Origin of the sequence: Candidatus Palibaumannia cicadellinicola (assembly GCF_002855795.1) — a bacterium.
GTDB classification, from domain to species: domain Bacteria; phylum Pseudomonadota; class Gammaproteobacteria; order Enterobacterales; family Enterobacteriaceae; genus Baumannia; species Baumannia cicadellinicola_C.
In genome coordinates, this window is the sequence record NZ_NJPO01000107.1 from 1 (window position 1) to 3141 (window position 3141).

Sequence of the window (3141 nt, forward strand, 5' to 3'; positions counted from 1 at the left end):
CAAAATCAACATTTGTGATTTTAACCCACTCAAAACTAAAACAAATAGATAAAAAAAGCAATTGAGAATGACTATCCAATTTCCCCAAATATTTTAGCAGCAAAATGATTAGTTAAGGATACATATGGCAGGTCATAGTAAGTGGGCAAATACTAAACATCGCAAAGCTACTCAGAATGTTAAACGAGGTAAAATTTTTACTAAAATTATTCGCGAATTAGTGACTGCTGCTAGGCTAGGCGGAGAAAATATTAATTTTAATCCCCGGTTACGAGCTGCAGTAGATAAAGCTTTATCTCATAATATGACACGAGAAACCTTAAATCGCGCTATAGCTCGCGGTATCGGTGATGCTGATAGCGAGCAGATAGAAACTATCTATTATGAAGGATATGGGCCAGGTGGAACAGCTATAATGGTAGAATGCCTAAGCAATAATCGTAGACGTACTGTATCGACAGTACGTCATGCTTTTACAAAAGTAGGTGGTCACTTAGTCTCTGAAGGTTCTGTTGCTTATTTATTCAATAAAAAAGGAGTCATATCGTTCGCACCTGGTTTGAACGAAAATACTTTGATAGATATAGCTTTAGAAGCATCTGCTGATGATGTTGTGATTAATACTAATGGTATGATTGATGTTTATACTACATTTGAGTTGTTAGATAATATTAAAAATACTATTCAAAAAGCAGGTTTAACTGCTATATCATCTAAAGTAGCATTTATCCCATCAATCCATATCGATATAAACGAAGAAAACACAATGCAATTACATCGTCTTATTGAGATATTAGAAGATTCCGATGACGTACAAGAGGTTTATCATAATGGCAAAATTTTTTATGCAGTGACTGAATAATGTTAATTAACATTAAGCATTGTAAAATAATTAACATTAAATTACGGCTAAATGATGACGATTATTCTTGGTATTGACCCAGGTTCTCGCATTACTGGTTATGGTGTTATATGTCAGCAAGGAAAACTTCTTAGCTATTTAGCTAGCGGCTGCATTCGAATGAATGTTAATGATTTACCCAATAGATTAAAACTTATTTATGTCGGGGTAAGCCAAGTTATTGCTCAATTTCAGCCTATAGTATTAGCTATAGAACAGCTATTTATGGCTAAAAACGCCAATTCAGCGCTCAAACTTAGTCAAGCACGTAGTGTCGCTATTGTCGCCGCAATGAATAATAATATCCCTGTATTCGAATATGCTGCACGGCAGGTAAAAAAAACATTAGTAGGCATCGGTTCCGCAGAAAAAAACCAGGTACAGCATATGGTCCGTACCATATTAAATTTATCTACTAATCCGCAAGTAGATGCGGCAGATGCATTAGCAATCGCTATTACTCATTGCTATATGAGTCATAATGCGACTAGTATGGGTGACAATAGCTTAAAACTGACCCGTGGTAGATTACGTTAAAAAGGAAGCTCAAAGGTGATTGGACGTATCAGAGGAATTATTCTGGCAAAACAGCCACCGCTAGTCTTATTAGAAACTTACGGAATCGGTTATGAAGTTTATATACCAATTACTTATTTTGATATACTTCCCGAAATTGGTGAAGAAGCTATCTTTTATACCCATTTTGTAATACGCGAAGATACCCAAATGTTATTCGGCTTTATTAACAAACCAGATATGATGCTGTTTCGTGAACTTATTAAAGTAAATGGGGTTGGACCTAAACTAGCACTAGCTATTATCGCTGGTATGTCAGAAACACAATTTCTAAAAGCTATTAAACACAAAGAAATTAATATTTTAATGCAATTACCAGGCGTAGGAAAAAAAACAGCAGAACGTCTGGTAGTAGAAATGAAAGACAAGTTCAAGAGTATCTCATTAAGAGAACAATTCATAGTAGAGCATGATCCTGAAAGTGAAGCGGTCGCAGCGTTGATTTCCTTAGGTTATACACATCAGAACGCAAGTAAAATGGTCAAAAAAGTCGCTGGTGCAGGAGCTAACTGTGAAGCATTAATACGAGATGCATTGCGTACTACACTATGAGGATAATATGATAGAAGCTGATCGTTTAATGTCTATGACTACAGTTAGTGAGGAAAGGGTAGACTATAATTGTAGGCCCAAAAAATTAGTTGATTATATTGGTCAAGTAGGTGTACGTGAACAGATGAATATTTTTATTCATGCTGCAAAAATTCGAGGTGATGCATTAGATCATGTATTACTTTTTGGTCCTCCTGGATTAGGTAAAACAACATTAGCTAATATTATTGCCAACGAGATAGAGGGAAACCTACGTAGTACATCTGGTCCAGTTTTAGAAAAAGCGGGTGATTTAGCCGCCATACTAACTAACTTAGAATCACATGACGTATTATTTATTGACGAAATTCATCGTTTATCACCTGTGGTAGAAGAAATGTTATATCCCGCAATGGAGGATTATCAGCTAGATATAATGATTGGCGAGGGTCCCGCAGCACGTTCTATCAAAATTAAACTACCACCATTTACTTTAGTTGGAGCGACTACTAGGGTAGGATCATTAACTTCGCCATTACGCGATCGTTTTGGTATTGTGCAACGTCTGGAATTTTATTCCACTGAAGAATTACAACATATAGTAAGTCGTAGCGCCAGATGTTTATCATTGAACATTACTGATAGCGGGTCATATGAAATCGCTCGACGCGCCCGTGGTACTCCACGTATCGCGAACCGCCTACTACGACGAGTGCGCGACTTCGCAGAAGTACACGCAGCCGGTCAGATTACTTATGATGTCGCAATGAATGCTCTAAATATGCTTAATGTTGATACCGCTGGATTTGATTTAATGGATCGCAAATTATTATTAGCAATAATTGATAAATTTGTGGGTGGTCCAGTTGGAATAGAGAATCTAGCAGCAGCTATTGGTGAAGAGAGAGAAACAATAGAAGATGTGCTAGAACCATTTTTAATTCAACAAGGATTTATCCAACGTACTCCCCGTGGACGTATAGTGACAGCTGAAGCTTATCGTCACTTTAGTTTAAAACAGTAAATTACTTAGATAATATGCTAAGTAATTTGTTATTTTAATAGATAACTAGATTGTACTCTAAACGATAAAATTGTTTGATTTTTATCATTGTTATTAACAGTAATAGATC

The 3141-nt window shown here is 36.2% G+C and carries 4 protein-coding genes; all 4 read left to right on the top strand.

What is annotated here, in order from left to right; genetic code table 11:
* Positions 1–124: 124 nt before the first annotated feature.
* From CEX73_RS02105 to ruvB, 4 genes are read left to right on the top strand one after another with little or no spacing between them, the layout of a single operon-like run.
* A complete protein-coding gene (locus CEX73_RS02105) occupies positions 125–862 on the top strand; it encodes a YebC/PmpR family DNA-binding transcriptional regulator (RefSeq protein WP_101626950.1) in 738 nt (245 codons plus the stop codon).
* Positions 863–916: 54 nt separating this feature from the next.
* Positions 917–1438, top strand: coding sequence for a crossover junction endodeoxyribonuclease RuvC (gene ruvC, locus CEX73_RS02110; protein WP_101626952.1), 522 nt, complete (start codon positions 917–919; stop codon positions 1436–1438).
* A 15-nt stretch (positions 1439–1453) separates the two neighbouring features.
* Entirely contained in the window at positions 1454–2029 is a 576-nt protein-coding gene (gene ruvA, locus CEX73_RS02115; protein WP_101626951.1) for a Holliday junction branch migration protein RuvA, read from the top strand.
* Between the two features lie 7 nt (positions 2030–2036).
* The gene (gene ruvB / locus CEX73_RS02120) at positions 2037–3032 is read left to right on the top strand and encodes a Holliday junction branch migration DNA helicase RuvB (protein WP_101626953.1); all 996 of its coding nucleotides are present in this window, start codon (positions 2037–2039) and stop codon (positions 3030–3032) included.
* Positions 3033–3141: the final 109 nt, after the last annotated feature.